The sequence below is a fragment of the Pedobacter alluvionis genome (assembly GCF_003664035.1).
GTDB classification, from domain to species: Bacteria; Bacteroidota; Bacteroidia; order Sphingobacteriales; family Sphingobacteriaceae; genus Pedobacter; species Pedobacter alluvionis.
This window is the reverse complement of record NZ_RCCK01000015.1, coordinates 238,603-257,158: the sequence shown is the minus strand read 5'-3', so window position 1 is coordinate 257,158 and position 18,556 is coordinate 238,603. Positions and strand designations below refer to the sequence as shown.

11 protein-coding genes are annotated in these 18,556 nt (G+C 39.5%); 5 read left to right on the top strand and 6 right to left on the bottom strand.

The annotated features are described in order from the left end of the window. Positions 1–11 precede the first annotated feature (11 nt). The 6 genes from BCL90_RS23145 to BCL90_RS23115 form a co-directional block, all read right to left on the bottom strand. On the bottom strand, positions 12–1,529 hold the full coding sequence (locus BCL90_RS23145; RefSeq protein ID WP_244095128.1) for a RagB/SusD family nutrient uptake outer membrane protein: 1,518 nt from the start codon (positions 1,527–1,529) through the stop codon (positions 12–14). Between the two features lie 34 nt (positions 1,530–1,563). Next, the gene (locus BCL90_RS23140) at positions 1,564–4,509 is read right to left on the bottom strand and encodes a SusC/RagA family TonB-linked outer membrane protein (protein WP_244095127.1); all 2,946 of its coding nucleotides are present in this window, start codon (positions 4,507–4,509) and stop codon (positions 1,564–1,566) included. 589 nt (positions 4,510–5,098) lie between these two features. Further along, positions 5,099–6,634, bottom strand: coding sequence for a SulP family inorganic anion transporter (locus BCL90_RS23135; protein WP_121287679.1), 1,536 nt, complete (start codon positions 6,632–6,634; stop codon positions 5,099–5,101). A gap of 591 nt (positions 6,635–7,225) precedes the next feature. Beyond that, the gene (locus BCL90_RS23125; protein WP_121287677.1) at positions 7,226–8,983 is read right to left on the bottom strand and encodes a CocE/NonD family hydrolase; all 1,758 of its coding nucleotides are present in this window, start codon (positions 8,981–8,983) and stop codon (positions 7,226–7,228) included. 17 nt (positions 8,984–9,000) lie between these two features. Then, positions 9,001–9,693: a LytR/AlgR family response regulator transcription factor gene (locus tag BCL90_RS23120; RefSeq protein ID WP_121287676.1), complete on the bottom strand. Its 693-nt coding sequence runs from the start codon at positions 9,691–9,693 to the stop codon at positions 9,001–9,003. Then, entirely contained in the window at positions 9,690–10,694 is a 1,005-nt protein-coding gene (locus tag BCL90_RS23115; protein ID WP_134380748.1) for a sensor histidine kinase, read from the bottom strand. Before BCL90_RS23115 ends, BCL90_RS23120 begins: the two co-directional genes overlap by 4 nt. A gap of 313 nt (positions 10,695–11,007) precedes the next feature. On the opposite strand from BCL90_RS23115, the gene BCL90_RS23110 reads away from it, so the two are divergent. The 5 genes from BCL90_RS23110 (at position 11,008) to BCL90_RS23090 (ending at position 18,553) form a co-directional block, all read left to right on the top strand. Further along, entirely contained in the window at positions 11,008–11,622 is a 615-nt protein-coding gene (locus BCL90_RS23110; RefSeq protein WP_121287674.1) for a hypothetical protein, read from the top strand. 227 nt (positions 11,623–11,849) lie between these two features. Then, a complete protein-coding gene (locus BCL90_RS23105) occupies positions 11,850–12,263 on the top strand; it encodes a VOC family protein (protein ID WP_121287673.1) in 414 nt (137 codons plus the stop codon). A 677-nt stretch (positions 12,264–12,940) separates the two neighbouring features. Then, on the top strand, positions 12,941–13,534 hold the full coding sequence (locus tag BCL90_RS23100) for an RNA polymerase sigma factor (RefSeq protein ID WP_166792257.1): 594 nt from the start codon (positions 12,941–12,943) through the stop codon (positions 13,532–13,534). A 68-nt stretch (positions 13,535–13,602) separates the two neighbouring features. After that, a complete protein-coding gene (locus BCL90_RS23095) occupies positions 13,603–14,760 on the top strand; it encodes a FecR family protein (RefSeq protein ID WP_121287671.1) in 1,158 nt (385 codons plus the stop codon). A gap of 133 nt (positions 14,761–14,893) precedes the next feature. Next, positions 14,894–18,553, top strand: a complete 3,660-nt coding sequence (locus tag BCL90_RS23090) for a SusC/RagA family TonB-linked outer membrane protein (RefSeq protein WP_121287670.1) — start codon at positions 14,894–14,896, stop codon at positions 18,551–18,553. Positions 18,554–18,556 lie beyond the last annotated feature (3 nt).

Here is an 18,556-nt window from a genome sequence, read left to right as displayed (position 1 = left end):
ATCCGTTATCATTAGCGCCAGTAAGCATTTTGGGTTAATAAACTATTCTGAGCAATCAGCTTTCTTGATATAGGCCAGTAAATCCCACCAGAATTGATGAGATTCATAAATTTGGCATCGTTCTGTTTGATTTTGTTGTAGCGGATCAAATCATACCACCTTGAACCCTCACCCAACAATTCGCGGTGGCGCTCTTCGAAGATTAATTTTATGACGCCGTCTGTGTTAAGTGAAATCGCCAGGGCTGTAGGATCCTCAAATCTTCTGCTCTGAACAACAAGTAATTCATTTAAAGCACCATTTTGGTCGCCCAAAACAGATAAAGCTTCTGCTCTTAATAACACGATATCTTCTAAGCGGGTAAAAACCAAAGCACTGGTAAAATACCTGAAGTTCGGATCTGTTCCTCCGCCCTGAATCACTTTTATTTTGCTGAAAATGGGATACTTACCGTTTATGTTCGTAAAATATCTTCCATCATATTTTGCCTGACCTAATGTATCAACTGCAAACCTTTGATCTTTGGCAACATTGAAATATTTCAGAATCGAATCTTTCGGAAGATAAATATCCGGAACTGACTTGGTCATAACCGGTTCAGCTAAAGTTAACTCTTCAATATGCCCGGTAGATGAACCATCTACGTGACCATAATCGGAGTTAAAACCGAACATCTGCCTGGTGTTTTTATTGTAGAAAAACCCATTGGAATTTGATAAATCAGCACTTGCTGTAAAACCGCCGGCACTTCTGCCATAATTATCTTCCACAAATTTGGCATATTTAGCAACGTTAGTATAATCGCCGTTCCAGGCTGCCAAATGAGCTAAAATAGCGTATGCCGTAACTTTTGTTGCCAAAGCCCCACCCCATCTTCCCGAACTTTCATTGTAATAATCAGTTGGCTGTTGCACGTCGCCACCACTGTAAATAAATGGCAGATCAGCTGCTGCTTTTAAAATTTCCTGTTCTGCCCATGCTAAAATCCTGGCCTGGCTTTCGCGGGGTTTATTGGTAAATTTACCTTCGTCTGATGAGGTAATAAATGGTACATCGCCCCAGATTCTAACCATGTAGAAATAGGCAAAAGCCCTTAAAAACCTGGCTTGCGCAATATCCACGGTCATGTTATTGCTCGTGTATCGTTTATCTGTTTCTTTTACATGCCCAATGTTTTCTAAGAAAACGTTGGCGCCGTTTACAATAGCATAAAACCTTGTCCAATCAGATAACGCCTCCATTACGGGATATGCTGCGTTTAAATTATTGCCGATTACAGCCTTTAAATCCTGTCTTTTCGGACTTAAAAACTCTCCCGTTCTTACATCACCATAAATCCAGTGGCTGTTGTTGTCTGATAAAGCAGCCCGTGTTAAAGCATAAACCCCCAAAATTCCCGATCGGGCATCCTCTACTGTATTCCAGGCATTTTTTTCGCCTACAACCCTGGTAGAATCGGTTTCTAAAGCTTTATTACAACTCGAAAAGGCAATTATCGAAACCAGAAGTGTGTATAATATATTTTTCATCTTACTTGATGTTTTGTTAGTTCTTGTTTTCATCTTAAAGCTCCATTTTAACACCCAGGGTATATGTTCTCGGAATCGGTTGGCCATAACCTGTATCAACGCCATCGTAGCTCACCAATTCAGGATCCTGACCGGTGTAAGGCGTGATGGTGAAAATATTACTCACTGCACCGTATACGAAGAATTTGTTGATTTTGATGTTCCTCCTATTGAGCAAATTACCCAGTTCGTAACCTAATGAAACCTGTCTTAATTTTAAGAATGAAGCATTCTCTAAAAAAAGATCCTGATCTGCACGGTATGGGATTACCGTACTCCAGGGATTGTAAAGTGGATATTTTGAGTAATCGCCACGTTTCTCCCAGAAAGTAATTTCTTTAACAGAACTGATATCAGTATTGCCTTCGCGGTTAACAAAATCAAAATGATTAGCCATCTCCTGGTTGATTAGCTTTCTTCCTAAATTAAAGTAGAGACTTGTAGCCAGACTCCAATTGCCATATCTAAAATTGTTATCGAAACCACCTGCAAGGGTTGGTAATGAATGGCCTTTTAATACTTTATCGTTATCATCAATGGTATTATCTCCGTTTTGGTCTTTCCAACGTGGATCGCCAGCTTTTAAAACAATTCCCTTATATTTTAATTTTTGTCCGTTAACCGCTGGCACATCAGCATCTGAAGTATAAATGCCATTATTCTCCAATAACCAATATTGATCTACCGGCTGGCCAACTTTTAAAAATCTGTTCCCTACTACCAACTGATCCAATCCTCTTGGCAATGCTTTCAATTCGTTGACATTATGATTGAAGTTTAAGGCCGAATTCCATGAGAATTTACTTTTTGCGATGATCTGAGCACTTACTGTAAAATCGATACCCATGTTGTTAACAGACATTCCGCTTTCGATAGATTGTTTATAACCATATTCGGCATAAGCAGGGATGCCAATTAATTGGTTTTTATCGGTTTTGCTATAAAGGTCAACGGAGACGTGAAGACGGTTTTTCAACATTGCCACATCAGCACCAACATTAAGTTGATCTGAGTACGACCAGGGCACACCATAACCTACCCAGCCAAATTGATAAGGGCGTGTTAAAACACCGAATGCATTATATCCCGGCACCGTTAAGTTACCAGTATAGCCAACTGAGGCGGTATATTGTGGCCCCTGTGTATAATTATCGTAACTAAAGGTGCGCCCCATTCTACCAACACTTGCACGCAATACTAAATCATCAACTGAGCTGTTATCTTTCAAAAACTCGTTTTTGATATTCCAGGCGGCAGAAATAGTCGGCGAATAAAACCAACGGCTTGTTGGTTGTGCGTTTGAAGAGCCATCTAAACGTAATATGGCTGATAAGAAGTATTTATCGCTAAATGAGTAGTCGGCTTTTCCATAAAAAGACAATAAGTTATCTTCTGTTTTATCTAAAAACCGGTAAGTCAATTCTCTTGGAAAGGCAACTGGTGTTAAATAACCTCCATTGTCCGAACCATCGTCATTTTTAGGTTTAGAATCCAGCAAATTGATTTTAATATAATCATTAACACCTTTATAAGCGTAGGCGTTACTGTATTTATAGATATCCCATTGCATGGATTGCCCTAATGCAAAATGAAAATCGTGAACCTTATTCAGGTTCAAATCGTAAGTTACTTTGTTATCCATCATTAATCTTTGGCTAAAGCCATAATAATTGGATGCATAACTGTTTCCCTGCAAAAGCGTTCTGGCATAAAAAACATCTCTATAGCCCTCGCTGTAATCAGCATTAAAAGATGATACCACCTTAAACCGTCCAAAAATTCCTTCTAATTTGGCATACCCCTGAATAGAGTTTGTTTTGTTATCATCAAAACCTTTCTTATATTCTTGCAGGTATGAACCATAGAAATCTTTATTTGGAGGCAGAGGCGCGCTTAAATCAGGAAAATAATTAAGTTGTGCAAAGCGGTCGCGCAAGGTTTTATTTCTATCGCGGTTTAAACGGTTCGCATTAATCATAGTCGAAAACAACAACCATTTGGTTGGCTTCATATTAATATTGAAAGTGGCGCTATAACGGTCTATACCCGTTTGATCTGCTACACCTTCACTTTTGGTATTACCCAATGCAAACCTAAAGTTAGCCCTATCTGTACCGCCGGCAAGTGAGAAATTAATGCCATATACCAGCGCATTTTTATAGTATAAATCTGTCCAGTCTGATTTTCCACTGTACACATTATTTAGCGAATCGCTTAAATATACCGGATACTCTTCATCATCAGAATACCTGCCATTTGTGGTATATACATCATAAAAGCGCTGCCTGAACTCATTCTCATATTTACCATTGATGGTATTTACAAATGGTTTTTGTACCATACCTATATACGAGTTGAAAGATATAGCGCGGTATTTACCCACTGCTGTTTTTGAGGTTAAAACAATTACCCCATTAACACCCCTTGGTCCGTAAACAGAAGTGGAACCTAAATCTTTAAGTACCTCTACCGATGCAATATTATTCATATCAATACCGGCCAATAAATTAGTTGCAGGACCAATTCTATTAAAATCGAATTGTTGTATGTCAAAAGCAAAAGGATGCTCCCGCACCAAGGGGATTCCATCTAGAACCACCAGAGGCTGAGCATCGTACAAATCCTTTTTAGATAATAGCGGCATTGCAGCCCCTCTAATAAACATGTTCTGAATAGAACCTGGTTCGCCTGAGGGTTCCTGAACATAAAGACCAGCAAAATTGCCCTTTAAATTTTGCTGTAATGAAATGGCAGGGAAGAGTGATAAATCTCTGGTGTCTTTTTGTACACCGCCAGCCATTTTGTTGTAAAGTGTTTTTTTCCTGATCTGTTCAAGACTATCTTTTCGCAAAGAATCTTTAGCCGATACGATCTTAATTTTCGTCGTATCCTGAAGGATCAAATAATTAATCGTTAGGCCTTTATGATTTTTTTTACCCACCGAAAAAACCGGTAAAACGTTTAATGTAAACGCGGCAAAAAAAACAAGGCACGCCCATAAGTATCGCATAGTTAATGGATCTTTAATTGGTAAAAAAATGATTTCTAAAACTTATTTTTTCGGAAACGGCAAGATATGTCCCAGGTTAAAAAGACAGGAATTCTGGTAATAATAGTTAGGGATTCTCATAAAATTTAGTATTTGGTTAACTCAAATATATAATATACTAAAACGTTTTAACAATAAATTGTCATTTTTATGAAATTTTTATTAAACAGCGCAATAATATTTAATTCTACTAAAATAACTGTCAACCAGACAAGTAAAAAATAAATATTATTAAAATAATTTAAAAAATTAACATCCTATAAAACAGCATATAAGGGTGTTTTCCAACAATAATCCGAGCAATTTTATGTTACAATTCCTTAAAATACTTAAACGTTTTAGTGAAAATTTAATTATGGACAAAGCATTACCATTAAACTACCAGCAATAGTTTTGGTCCGTGCACAGTAATTATCCTATTATATTCTGCAGTTAGTATGGTTACAATGGTGGTATACCTTAAACAAAAACTTAACTTAATTTATTGTTCAGTGGCCACCCGATAAGTAGGATCTTCTATAATGTTTACTGTTATAATCTGATCAGCATTTTTCAGCAAGCGTTTACAGTCGTTACTCAAATGCTTTAATTGGAGTTTCTTATCAACAGAACGGTAGCGTTCAGTTAATTTATTCAGCGCATCAATGCCCGACATGTCAAAAACGCGGCTATGCTTAAAATCAATAATGATATGCTGAGGATCATTGGCTACATCAAACAGCTCATTAAAATTGGCAATCGATCCGAAAAACAAGGGACCAAATATTTCATAGGTTTTTACACCATCAACATCGATATGTTTGCTGGCACGTATCCGTTTAGAACTTTCCCAGGCGAAAACAAGCGCCGAAATAATTACTCCTATTAATACGGCAAGTGCCAGGTTATGCAGCCAAATCGTAATTACAGCCACCATTATACCTATAATAATATCCTGCACAGGCATTTTATTAATCACCTTAAAACTCATCCATTCAAAAGTGCCAATGGCTACCATCATCATTACACCAACCAGCGCGGCCATAGGCACACGATCGATAACCGGGGCACCGATTAAAATAATGAGCAATATGGTTAAGGCCGCAATAATGCCCGATAACCTTGCCCTCGCTCCTGCCGAAAGATTAACCAACGTTTGTGCAATCATCGGGCAACCGCCCATCCCGGTAAAAAAACCATTGGCAATATTGCCAATTCCCTGTGCAATACTCTCCCGGTTCCCATTGCCTTTGGTTTCTGTAATTTCATCAACCAAATTCAACGTAAGCAAGCCTTCTGTTAAGCCCACACCTGCCATAATAAGTGAATAGGGGAAAATGATCTTGAGCATATCCAGATTCAGCGGTACTTTCGGAATATGAAAGGGCGGAAAACCACCATTTACTGAAGCAATATTTTTAACCAGTTTGGTATCAATTCCAAAACATAAAACAACGAGGAAAACCACAATAATGGCTACTAGTGAGGATGGAATGGCTTTGGTTATTTTAGGAAGAATAACCACTATGGCAACGGTGAGCAATACCAGCGCCAACATAATATATAAAGGCGTACCGCTCAGCCATTCTACCCTGCCGTTAACAAGCGTTTTGAATTGCTCCAGCTGCGACATAAAAATAATTACGGCCAAACCGTTAACAAAACCGAACATTACGGGTTGTGGAACAAGCCTGACGAATTTCCCAAGTTTAAACAATCCCACTATGATTTGGATTGCGCCTGCCAAAGCCACTGCTGCAAAAACATATTCTATTCCCTGGCTTTTCATTAAAGCAATGAGCACAATTACCGTTGCGCCTGCCCCACCGGAAACCAAACCTGGTCTGCCACCTAAAACGGCCGTAATCAAGCCCATAATAAAGGCTGCGTATAAACCTGTTAAGGGAGGGAAACCTGCAAGAATAGCAAATGATAAAGATTCGGGAATCATGGTCATGGCTACCGTTAAACCTGCAAGAATTTCAGTTCTGTAATTTATTTTCTTTGAAAAATCGAATAGTTGCAGGTAAGGCTTCATCAGTAAAATTATTAGCAGCTGCAAATATCTAAATTATGAGAACAATAGTGCTATAATAAACTATGGATGTTGAATAAGTTCAGAATCGGTGGGGCTAATAAATATTTATAAATTGATTATAAATCCGTAGCGCTCAAGAGACTGTATCATAAATATAGAATTGTCATCCTGAGGGTTAATTAATTGTTTAAAATCAATATGAGTGACGTATAATTGTTTTTTCTTTTCCCAGGGCGCGGTCTTGCCTCGGCTCGCCGCCGCCGAAGGGCTCTTTCTTTTTGGCATCAAAAAGAAACAAAAACTGCCGGCTGAAAATTTTTCTTTCGAAGCTAGTAGGGTGGCTTGGACAGAGCAGCCCGAAAAATTTGTTAGGCCGGATTTAAGTAGAACGGGGATATCGTCCTATGGCCTAGCTGGGCGGAAACACTAAAGCAATTAAAGTGTTGATTAATAGTAATTTGTAAAGCAACGTCAATGGTAGCCTGTCGAAGGACCTGTTTAAATATATAGAAAGGCGTTTTCGACAAGCTCAACGTGAACAAATTCGAATGGAATTACAAATATGATATAGCCTACAACAAGCGGTAATATTTATTTAAACAAACCTTCAACATCCGCCGAAAGACCAAGCTCAATAAAACTCTGTGTCGACCATTTAATTTCAAGTGGAGGGCCTGCATCTTTTATCGTTTCTTTACTCACATCCTTACCGGTTCCATAATTGATCTGTGCAAAAGGATTTTTATCAATATTAAGCACCAAAAGCAACCTGCTGCCTTTTTGAAGCTGCTTACTAAAAACCCTCGACCTATAAAAAGGTATGGTTTCTAATTTGCCAGGCTTAAGTAATGTCCTTTTGCTCATGTCGTGTGCATAGCTTGCCCTTCCTAAATAATAAGAGAGCTGAAAATATTTGCCTGATGGAGTAATTTCGTACAGAATGAGGCCAACATCCATATCCTTTTTGTTGATGATGGCTTTGAGCTGCCCTTCTAGTGCACCTGACACTGAAACGGCTTGATTAATTGGCTTCGTGATAAAAAACAATCCATTTGATCTGTCGATCTCCTTTTTGATGATCGGATCAGGATAATAATCGTTGTAGAACTTGGTTCTATCGGCCAGATCAACCTGCTGATGCATGAAAACTTTTTTGACTGGCTTTTGCTCCGACAACATCATCCCGTTTTTAGTGCTGTCCAGATAAAAGCGGATGTGGTAATCCTCCATCTTTGCCAATGAAGAAGCATGATTCCATTTATTTGCGCCCATTACCTCAAAATTGATCTTATCTTTTAACAATGCGGGTTTCTTTCCGCCTTTAAGAATATAGTCGAGCCACTGGAAAGTCATTTCACGGGTATTGATTAGCGCTATTGAATCTACCTCATAACCTCTTAGCCTGGCTAATCCACCTATCTGCGATCCAAAATGATCATAAGGACCTATAATTAAATAATGTTCAGCTGACGGATTATACTTATAATGTTCGCGGAGATATTCTAATGCCGAAACCTGTCCATCATCGTAATACCCGGTAATGCTGAGCACCGGAATATTGATGTGTTTAAAATCGCTACCATAGGGTACCATCGACTGCCAGTAGGTATCATAATCAGGGTGGCTAAGCCATTTCTGCAACAATGGATTTGGTGTGCCATCAACGCTATCGATCTTATTATAAGCAGCCCCGCTATCCCACCAATTAAACCTCATGTTGCGCCAGCGGACCTTGTCGTTATTTACCTCATCATCAGTATATTTATTGTTGGTAATATAAAAGGCCCACTGGTAATTGGCAGTTAAAAAAACATTATTTTCCATGGGCAAGCCAAGCCCTGGAATAGCTGCAACATAGGGCACAATGGTTTTTAATGCCGGATGCAGGTGTTTAGCCGCTGCCCATTGTGCAAAACCTGAATAACTTCCGCCATACATCCCCACCCTGCCATCGCTCCATGATTGTTGGGTGATCCAATCGATCACTGCATTTACATCTTTGGTTTCATATTCGTAAGGCACCGGCATATCGGGACTGAGCCGTTTTCCTCTGGCATCGGCAACAATGCCAACATAACCATGATCGGCTGCATACCTGGCTTCCATCAAACTTCTATTGGTATTGGAATAGATAAAATAAAAGAGTGCAGCAGGCAATTTCTGCGGCATACCTTTTTTCCTCACCACCACGGCAGATAAAGTAATCCCATATTTTGTTTTAATCATCACACTATCGTTAATGATGTAATTACTGCTATCGGGTAAGGTTAGTTTTTGTTGTGCAAAAGTTTCCACTCCAATGATGAGGCATAGCACAGCCACACCCAGTTTTACTAAGTTTATTTTCATGATCAAAAAATTAAAGTTTATATTTTAATGAGGCTTCTTAATTTAACAGCCTGCCGTTCTGAGATTCTGATTAAATTTCCCGTCTTAAGTTCTACAAACATCCCCCCATCATCTTTTTTTATTGAACTGATGTAGTCGAGGTTAAATAATATACTTCTGCTTGCCCTAAAAAACCTTTGGCAATCGGGCTTTTCTTCCAATTTATTTAATGAGGTTTTGAGCAATACCTGCTCCTTGCCGAAAAAGAGTCGTGCATAATTTTCTACCGACTCGATCAAATGCACTTCTTTCCACTTTATGAGATGATGTTTGCCCCTGTCTTTCACAAAAATAGCTGTGGCATCACCTACGCTCATCTTTTCTATGGCTTTATCAATTGCACTTTTAAAACGTTCATCACGTACAGGTTTCATCAGATAATCCATGGCGCTTACTTCAAAAGCCTGCACCGCATAACTGTCGAAAGCGGTTACAAAAATCACCTGTGGCACATGTACAAGATTTTCTAACAGATCGAAACCCGAACGACCAGGCATCTGTATATCCAAAAAAATCAGTTCGGGTTTTAAAAGTCCGATGAGCTGTTCAGCTTCATCAGCATTAGTAGCCTCTCCCAATACGGTAATCTGAGGATAGCTTTTTAACATCCTCATCAGCTCCTGCCTTGCGCCACGTTCATCGTCGATGATTAGCGTCCTAATATTTCTCATCTGATCGGAATTTTAATTTCGGCGCAAACTTTTTGCTCCATTTCATACAGGCTGAAAGAAGCACGGTGATGATAACTGAGATCGAGTCTTTCTTTCAGGTTATGAAGTCCGATTCCTGTAGTCGTTTTATCCTGTTCCAATTTGCCCGGGTTTAAGACACGGATATTTACAAATCCATCATGTTCGTTAATTATTACTTCAATCTTTCCACCTTGTTTTTCTAAGGCAACCCCATGTTTTACCGCATTTTCGACTAATGTTTGAATGCACAAACGTGGCACCATCAGACCAGAGAGCGAAATATCGATATCCAAATTGTATTGCAATCTTTCTTCCATCCTCAAACCTTCCAGCTCCAGGTAATCTCTAATCAGGTCTACTTCTTCATTTAACCTGATGAGCATGGCACTACCCTTATATAATCCGCTGCGCAACAGTTCGCTTAACAGATCAATTGCCCTGCCTGCAGCATCGGGGCGGGTGTACACCAAAGATTTTATATTATTGAGTGCATTGAATAGAAAATGGGGGTTTAACTGAGAAGAAAGATTGTCCAACTGCGATTGTTTAAAGCTAAGCTCCAGTCTCGCATTTTCTACCGATAACCTGATTTCTCTTTTTGCGTAATGGTAAAGATGATAAGCCAAAAGCCATATGGCCATTAAGCGGATGCCAGCTACAAAAATACCAAGAGCATTTACACTAAAAAAATCGGAAAACGACTGTGGTGGATGACTCAGAAACAACAGCCTCACCAGATACAATTTTCCAATGGTAACCAGCAGATAAAAAATACCCATCGCCGGGATAACAATTAACATTCGCCAGATTAGTTTCTCGAGTGAAAGATCCTGCCAACGGTTTTTGTTTGCAAAATTACGGTACAAATGGGTAATCAAAATGTACATCAGCACATCCGAAACAAACTGCACAACAGCCAAATCGAATCTAAAATTGCCTGCAGCAGACCAGCCCTGGAATGTCCAATATAAAGCCGCCACCGACCAGCCAATTAGCTGACATTTCCAATAAAGCGATATGTAGGATTTCCTTACCAAAATTTTCTGCGCTGAACAAAGCAACGAAAACTAATTTTAAGAAAGAAGACAAAGTACACGAGCGTAGGCTTTTGGGGGATAAGTGTTTTTTAGGCTGAAGTCCGAAATCTATTTCACAAAAGAAACAAAAAATATCCTGGTGCGCTCTGCGTTAATCTTTTAAATCTGCGGGAGAAACAAAATGATCAATCTGGTGTAGCGTCTGTCGGCACCTTTACGTTTTAGGAGTAGACATTATCTAAAAAATAGCATCTCTATGAAAAACCTACTCCTTTTATTCATCATTTTCGCATTTGTTTCTTGTAAAAAATCAGAAAGATATGGTCCGCTGAACTTAAAAAATGGACAGGAAGTTGAACTACTGGTAAGCCATCGCTACGGTGCGGATAATGATCAGCTATTAAAATTGCCCGGTAATGTAGATGCCGGCGCTTCGCTTTCGGGTTTTGATCAGCGGGAACCTGGTTATACTTACCGTGTTAAAGCTACATTTAAGTATAATGAAAATCCGCCTCAAGATGCGTCATCGTACTATTTTTTTTTCGAAAAGATCAATAGTAAAGAGCAGTATAAAGGAAATGAGTCTTTTACTGTGCAGCTCATTACCAATTACCTCGTTGGCGGACCAAATATTAGGCTCAGCAAAACAGGAACTGAATATTATATGATTCCAGGTAAGTTACAGCTCACTTATGCAAACAGTACCATTCAGAATGAGCTGGAGGAAATCTGGTTGAATGCACAGGAAATCCGTACGAACTGGCAAAATGGACAAAGGCCAAAATGGAAGGCCATTAAAGCTACAGTGGTACACGATCCGCAGCAATTTGGGAAGGCCTATTTGGTACAACAGATACAATTTATTAATTAACAAAAAATATAGACCTGAGGTGAAATGGATGATATAAGATGGACGTAAAGCCGATACTATACGCTAGCCAGGCAACTCTGCGTGCTTTGCGCCTTTACTTAGCGGTCTTTGCGGTTAATTAGCAAGCCATCAATAAGTCGCGTTTTACCCCTTAACTTGTCGTTTTTGCACGTTAATTTCCATGTAGCTTTAGTATATCTTTGAATATACTAAAGCATAAAAACTATATGGCAACTCAAATTTTTGTAAACCTGGCTGTTAACGACCTCGGCAAATCGGTGGAATTTTTCACCAAACTCGGATATACTTTTAATCCCAAATTTACCAATGAGAAAGCAACCTGCATGATCATCAGCGATACTATTTATATCATGCTGCTGACCAGAACATTTTTCCAGACGTTTACCGAAAAAGAAATTATAGATGCACACAAAACAATAGAAACTTCCATTGCCATATCGGCCGATAGTAAAGATGCGGTTAACGAAATGGTAGACAAAGCGGTAGCAGCTGGCGCGACGATACCTAATCCGGCTACCGATTATGGTTTTATGTATCAGCATAGTTTTGATGATCTTGATGGTCACCATTGGGAATATGTATGGATGGACCCGAACGGCATGCCTGAACAGCAGGGTTAATTTAGATATGACTTTAAGAGCCTGTTTAAATTTTTATAACAAATATCAATAGCCTTTTGCTGTCACACTGAGGGGTAATTTATTGTATAGAAATCAATATGAGTGACGTACAATCGTTTCCCTTGTCCTACGGCGCAGTCTTGCCTCGGCTCGCCGCCGCCGAAGGGCTCTTTCTTTTTGGTGTCAAAAAGAAACAAAAAACACCGGCTGAAAATTTTTCTTTCGAAGCTGGTAGGTTGGCTTAGGCAGTGCAACCCGAAAAATTTGTTAGGCCGGATTTCAGCAGAACGGGGATATCGTGCTATGGCCTAGCTGGGCGGAAATACCGAAGCAGCTAAAGTACTGATTAATAATAATTTGCAAAACAACGTCAATAATAGCGTAGTCGATTGCTTTATTAATGTGTTGAAATGGTCTTCGACTACGCTCAGACTGACATATGAAATAAATTTTATTTTAATTTTAAACAGGCTTTAAGTATAAAAACAAGCAACGGATTTTACCGGGTTTGCTTTTTTTGTTTGAACTGTTCTGTATGCGGTCACTTGTCTTCTCTACGCGAAACGAATAACGAGCCGTTTCGCTATACACTAACTGCCTGCTTCGGGTGTTAAGCCAGGTTATTGTGTTTAAGTTACTTTTTTGTTACCTTCGATTTCAACTAACTTCTGATTTTCTTGAAAAAAATAGCCATCACCGATGAAAAGGAACTGCTGCGAAAGTTGCGGGATGGGGACGAATCTGCATTTAAAGAAATATATAAATGTTATGCACAGCGCCTGGTTTCAAAATTGATTCAGATTTTAAAATCAGAAGAAATAGCTAAAGATATCCTCCAGGACATCTTCATGAAGATATGGGAAATTCGTAAAACAATAGATCCCGAACTTAGTTTTGGCGCATTGCTGTATAAAATGGCAGCAAATCTTTCAAAAAATGCTTTCAGGAGAAATATATATGACCAGCTTATGCGGAGTGAAATTGATCCGGATGTAGGTTACAATCCTATGGATGATGCAGATGATGCATCGCAAACTAGAGCATTGCTAGACATGGCTTTGAGTAAACTGACGGAGCGACAGCGAAAGGTTTATGTCATGCATAAGTTAGAAGGACGGAGTTATCAGGAAATTAGTGATGAGTTGAAGATTAGCGCATCTGCTATCAATCATCATATCCAGGAGGCTAATAAAAGGGTGAGGCTTGCGCTAAAATCTAAGCATTTTGAACTTTTATTGTGTTTACTTCCAATTTTTTTCAAAAATAATTGATTTAGGGGTGCTATTTTTTATTTTTCGTGTGTATTCATTATATGCTGTGGATAAAACAGCCTATTTAGATGAACGAAAAGATTAAAGTTGAACTTTTATTTGAAAAACATATAAATAATACCATCAATGATGAGGAATTATTTCAATTACACTCATTTTTTCAGACCGGAAATAACGAGGAGCAATTAAACAGATTACTTCAAGCGCATTTTGCATCTGAAGTTCCTTCAAATATACTTAATGAAAAATCTGCCGAAGTAGCGGATTTGGCCTGGATTGAAATTCAACATAACATAGGCTTGAAAAAACCCACATTGATGGGCAGAATTTCCTGGATCACTAAAGTAGCCGCTGCAGTGCTTATTTTTGTATCCTTATCGGTATCAATATATTTTATTTTAAAAAATGATCCGGCTGGTAAGCTAACCTCAAAGAACATTACTGATATACAACCCGGAACCAACCGTGCATCTTTAATTTCATCGAAAGGTACCGTATATCAGTTGAACGGCGAAAAACAAGAGATTATTACCGAAAATGGAATTGTCCGCTATAAAGACGGGACACTGGTGGAGAATGAAGAGTTAAATCAAAATCTTACCTTAAGTACTCCCAAGGGCGGGCAATATTGTGTCACCTTAAGTGATGGCACCAAAGTATGGCTTAATGCAGCTTCATCATTGTCTTATCCGGCAACTTTTTCAGGTAAAGAAAGAAGGGTAGAACTTGTTGGTGAAGCTTATTTTGAAGTACATCATAATGCCAGCCTGCCATTTATTGTGAGCACCATGGGGCAGCAAATAAGGGTTTTAGGAACCAGTTTTAACGTCAACGCTTATCAGGATGAAAATAAAACAGTTACCACTTTGGTCAATGGTCGCGTACAACTTAGCAGAGAAGGCAATAATGAGGCACCGCAACTGCATCCCGGAGAACAGTCTGTACTCGCAGGCGCTGGTTTCGAAATCGCAGAAGTTGACGCAAGCCTGTTTGTTGCCTGGAAAGATGGTCAGTTCCGTTTTAAAGCAACCCCATTAACCGAAGTGATGCGGCAGGTTGAACGTTGGTATAACCTGGACGTCGATTACACCGGAATTCCTGCTGACATCCAGATTCATGCATCAATCAGCAGGGATAAAAAATTATCTACCGTATTACACGCACTCGAAAAAATAACAGATTTAAAATTTGATATCAAAGGAAGGAGTGTAAAGCTTATGCGCTAGAATTTACCATGTAATTTTCGGCGTCTGTTAAAAAGGCTGACGGTGTGGGCACACCATCAGCTGTGATAGATAGATCCGATTCAGAGAAATAATCAACAAACCATTCAAACAAACTAACTAACCTTACAAAAATATGAACTATTTCCTTATCCACAAGGACAAAGGGAGGCGTGTGCCGTCTGAACCAGGCGATACTGTAACCAACAGCAGCACATCACCATTTAAATTTATTCTCATCTTCCTGGCTTTTTTTGCACTACAACTCAGTAGTAAATTAAGTGCGCAAACGGTTTCCATTAATTTAAAAAATGCACCTTTTGTACAAGCAGCTGAGGCCATCAGTAAGCAAACGAAATATGATTTCTCATACAACGACCGGATTTTAAAAAAAGCCAGACCGGTAACCTTGAAGCTTGTTAACGAACCGTTAATCAATGCATTACGGAAATTGTTCACTGAACAACCTCTTACTTATGAAATCAAAGACCGTATAATTATCATACTGGATAAGAACGCATCTGCTCCTTCTGATTTGATGGAGACTCCGGTAGATGGTAGAGTGACTACAGAGGACGGTAAACCGTTGGACGGGGCTACAATTAAAGTTAAAGGTTCAAATTTTTCAACCAGAACAGACGAAAATGGGAAATTTGTAATTCCTACCCAGTATGCCAACTCCACTCTTGAGATCCATCACCTGGGCTACGCCAAATTGGAAGTCAATGCAATACGGGCCAGAACGGTTACACTGGCACTTACCTCCTCAGAACTGAATGAAGTAACGATTGTTAATACTGGTTATGAGAAGATTGACAGCAGAAAGCTGACAAGTGCAGTAACTACCATTAAAATGGACAGTATAATCACCCCGGGGATCAATACCATTGACAAATTATTAGAAGGTAGGGTTCCCGGGATGATCTTTATGGAAAACTCTGGTCAGGTGGGTGCCGCACCCAGATTAAGGATTCGGGGTACATCAACGGTTTTGGGAAACAGAGAGCCGCTATGGGTCTTAGACGGAATTGTATTGACGGATCCTGTTAATGTTAATCCAAAAGATATCAATGATCTGGACTTTGTAAATTTATTAGGTAATGCAATTGCGGGACTGAATCCTCAGGATATTGAACAAATCGATGTACTTAAAGATGCATCTGCGACGGCACTTTATGGTGCAAAAGCAGGTAACGGCGTAATTGTAATCACAACAAGAAAGGGTAAAGTTGGCAGACCTGTAATCTCTTACATGGGTACAACCAGCTTCTCCAGGCACCCAAGGTACTCGGATAAAAGTATGTACATGATGAACTCGCAGGAACGTATGGATGTCTCTAAAGAGATGATCGAACGAGGGATGCAGTACAATAATGTAACGCAGTTTACCGGTTACGAAAAAGCACTTCAAGACTATTATGCAGGTAATATCAAGTACGATGAATTTAAGCGGTTAACTGATTATTATGCAAATGTAAATACCGACTGGATGGGACTTGTCACCCAGGATGCCATCTCTCAGAATCATAATCTAAGTCTTTCCGGTGGCGCCAATGGAATCAAATATTATTCCTCTTTAGGCTATCAGAATGAAAATGGCGCAATAAAAGGTGAAAATAATAAACGCTATTCATCGCTCATGAGCATCACTGCAGATTATAAAAAATTTATGGCTCAAATCTCATTTACAGGTAACTATTCGACCAGAGATTATACCCCACAAGATTTAGGCGTGATGAACTATGCGTACAACACCAGCAGAACGATCCCGGCTTTCAATGCAGACGGCAGTTATTTTTTCTATCCGAAGGTGATTAACGGATCTCCGATTTATAACTATAATATTCTTAAAGAAAAAGAGAATTCGGGAGATCGTACCGACCTTATTTCAGCCAACATCAGGGCATTAATAAAATATAGGGTAATGACTGGCCTGGATGTAGATGGTACATTTGCTTACAATGCAAGCAGCAACAATAGAGAAGTATATTATACGAAAGACACTTACTACATTTATCAACTAAGAGGGAATAGGGACCCCAGATTTGATCTTGCCCCGGTTGGTGGTGAACTTCAGAGAAGTGAAACGCATAACAATGGGTATACGGCTCGTGTACAGGCCAATTATACCACCTATTTTGGGAAAGATGATAAACATTCCATCAATGCAAGTGCCGGCATGGAAGCTATATCTTCAGAATATAAAGGTTTTAACATCACCAGGAGAGGTTATTTTCCTGAAATGGGTGGTTATTTTGATGTTGTACCCACAACCAATACCGGTTATTACCAGCAATGGATGGCTAGAATAGAAGCCCTGGGCTCCTATAACCGTCAATTGACAAATACCCTGGCCTGGTACGGTACCACGGGTTATTCCTGGAATAACCGTTACATGGTGAATGTACATATCCGGGGTGAGCAGTCGAACTTATTCGGAGCAAGAGCAAACAACAGATTCCTGCCAATATGGGCCGTTTCCGGCCGATGGAATATGAAAGACGATTTGGTGAAAAATGTGTCGTGGGTAAATGATCTAGCGATGAGAGCCTCATGGGGTTGGCAGGGAAATATGTTGCCGGGACAATCTGCCAACATGGTCATTCAGCAAAAACCAACTTCAGACCTTTATTACAATTCACAGTATTCAACAATTGCAAATTTTCCTAATCCGGATTTGAAATGGGAACGGACTTCTTCCTCTAACGTTGCAATGGACTTCTCTTTGTTCGGAAATAAAATAAGCGGATCGCTGGGCTACTTCTATAAAAAGACTGAAGATGCATTTCTTGATAAAACGGTTTCAGAGATTAATGGGGTAGAAAAGTATGTAATCAATAGCGGTACATTGGAAAACAAGGGTATCGAGGTAAGTTTAAGTATTAGAGCGATCGACAATGTGGGCGCAAAAGGTTCAAAACGTGGATTCACATGGCACTTTGACCCACAGCTTGGTCAGGTGTTGAACAAAGTTTTAAATCGTACAATTAACAATAGAAACAATGTTTTGGTTGATAACTTAAAATACACAGACTTTTTGGCGGGAACTGTTCAGCTTGCCGGTAAGCCACTAAATACATTTTACTCTTACAAGTTTAAGGGACTGAGCCCGGTAGACGGTTCTCCGATTTTTTACGGAACAGAAGCGGAACAGGCAGCTGCTTATCAGCAAAAATATGGTTCAATGAAAGCAGAGGACGTTTTTTTAGAGGTAATGAGTGAATCAGGGCGTCGTGAACCTTTTATTCAAGGTGGTTTATCCAATTATTTCGGCTGGAGAAACTTTGGTTTATCGTTCAACTTGACCTACTCTTTGGGCAACAAGATCCGATTGATGAAGATCGCTTCAGGATATGGAACCGCAATTGCCTATCCACAGCAAAACCTTCGTAAAGAGTTTGTAGACCGCTGGCGCAGACCCGGAGATGAAGCTTATACCAACATACCCGGATTGCAGTCAGACAACAATTTAAATTCGCCCTGGTGGACACAATCTGCAGCATCAGCATATAAATTTGGAGGAAGTATCTATGAGCTGTATGACAATTCGGACATCAGACTGGTTAGCGGAGATTATTTGAAACTGCAGTCCACCTCTTTCCGATATAACTTTGCAGAAAAACTCGTTCACAAACTTGGCCTGAGTTCAGCGTATGTCAGCGTAACCGGAACCAATCTTTTCATTATAAGCAGTAAAATGCTGAAAGGACAGGACCCAACACAGTCGGGTTCAACACCAAACGTCAACCTTTCACTAACCCCTACTTATTCAGGTAGCATCAATGTTTCATTTTAAACT

Excerpts from the sequence above, each read along its gene's own strand:
- BCL90_RS23135 (WP_121287679.1), bottom strand. The coding sequence starts at position 6,634 with ATGAAGCCTTACCTGCAACTATTCGATTTTTCAAAGAAAATAAATTAC.
- BCL90_RS23120 (WP_121287676.1), bottom strand. The coding sequence starts at position 9,693 with ATGAGAAATATTAGGACGCTAATCATCGACGATGAACGTGGCGCAAGG.
- BCL90_RS23145 (WP_244095128.1), bottom strand. The coding sequence starts at position 1,529 with ATGAAAAATATATTATACACACTTCTGGTTTCGATAATTGCCTTTTCG.
- BCL90_RS23095 (WP_121287671.1), top strand. The coding sequence starts at position 13,603 with ATGAACGAAAAGATTAAAGTTGAACTTTTATTTGAAAAACATATAAAT.
- BCL90_RS23090 (WP_121287670.1), top strand. The coding sequence starts at position 14,894 with ATGAACTATTTCCTTATCCACAAGGACAAAGGGAGGCGTGTGCCGTCT.
- BCL90_RS23125 (WP_121287677.1), bottom strand. The coding sequence starts at position 8,983 with ATGAAAATAAACTTAGTAAAACTGGGTGTGGCTGTGCTATGCCTCATC.
- BCL90_RS23110 (WP_121287674.1), top strand. The coding sequence starts at position 11,008 with ATGAAAAACCTACTCCTTTTATTCATCATTTTCGCATTTGTTTCTTGT.
- BCL90_RS23105 (WP_121287673.1), top strand. The coding sequence starts at position 11,850 with ATGGCAACTCAAATTTTTGTAAACCTGGCTGTTAACGACCTCGGCAAA.